The sequence below is a fragment of the Catenulispora yoronensis genome (assembly GCF_039531695.1).
Taxonomy (GTDB): Bacteria; Actinomycetota; Actinomycetes; order Streptomycetales; family Catenulisporaceae; genus Catenulispora; species Catenulispora yoronensis.
Genome location: NZ_BAAAQN010000199.1, coordinates 1 through 599, shown reverse-complemented (window position 1 = coordinate 599; position 599 = coordinate 1). Strand labels below are relative to the sequence as shown.

Below are 599 nucleotides of genomic sequence, written 5' to 3'. Positions count from 1 at the left end.
AGCTTGCTTGCCGGCGCCTCCCCGGTTACCCGGCCGACAAAACTCTGATCGATTTTGATATAGTCGAAAATCAGCTCGTGGAGACAGGAAAGCCCGGAATAGCCGGTGCCAAAGTCGTCCAGCGCGATGGAAAACCCGCGGGAGTGTAACGTATTGAGCTTGTCCACAACCGCCCCGTTGAGCAACAGCGGCTCCTGCTCCGTGATCTCCAGCATCAGCTTCACCGCTTTACCCTCAAAGCCGCGCTGATAGTGCAGGCAGTCATCGATAAACGTCGGCGCGTTAATATGTGACACGCTGATATTCAGGCCAATATGAAACCCATCCGGTAGTTTACTAAAGAGTGGTCTCATCTGCGCGTTGACCTGCGCCATCAGGCTGGCGGCCATTGAATCGGCGATCAGCTGATAGGGCACGCCCAGCTCGCCCAGCTCCCAGGCGGTTAAACGACCGCCCTGCAGCAGCGGCCGGGTTTCATCAACCCATACGTTGGTCACTTTTCCCTGCCGGTGCGCCAGCGCGATAACGCCCAGGGCGGTCCCTACCCCGGCGGTCGCCAGGCCACCGGTGTTGCAGTGGGTCAGCAGTCGACTGCCGGG

1 protein-coding gene is annotated in these 599 nt (G+C 59.4%); it reads right to left on the bottom strand.

Going from position 1 to position 599, the window contains the following annotated elements; genetic code table 11:
- Positions 1-599: EAL domain-containing protein (locus ABD481_RS46780; protein ID WP_344672358.1), on the bottom strand; the 599-nt coding region annotated here is incomplete at both ends.